This is a genomic window from Vogesella urethralis (assembly GCF_007644045.2).
Lineage (GTDB): Bacteria > Pseudomonadota > Gammaproteobacteria > Burkholderiales > Chromobacteriaceae > Vogesella > Vogesella urethralis.
Window position 1 is genome coordinate 1 of the sequence record NZ_VMDW02000025.1, and the last position, 334, is coordinate 334.

Annotated in this window: 1 protein-coding gene; it reads right to left on the reverse strand. The window is 58.4% G+C overall.

From position 1 onward, the window contains the following. Positions 1–334: DUF5107 domain-containing protein (locus FLQ03_RS01015; RefSeq protein WP_144374148.1), on the reverse strand; the 334-nt coding region annotated here is incomplete at both ends.

The window sequence follows — 334 nt, forward strand, 5'->3', positions numbered from 1 at the left end:
GTCGAATACAGCGGTGACATCGGGTGGGAATACACTCTGGTGGGCATCGCCGCCTTTTACTGCAGGGTTGGCCCACCACAGGAAATGGCGCGGCGTGGCGTTACCATTGAAGATCTTGCCAGTGATTTCAATCAGCGCGCGGTCAGGATAGAGCGTAAACCCGGCCATAACCTGCAAACCGCGCATGGGCTCCGCTTCCCCCATCCATACGGTCTGCGCGCCGTTTTCTCCCTGCTGAATAGAAAAATCGACCGGCTTAAAGGTCGTCGGCCGGTGATGTTGCGGCCAGTTAAATTCGATTCCGCCGGAGATCCAGGGCCCGAGCAGCCCTACC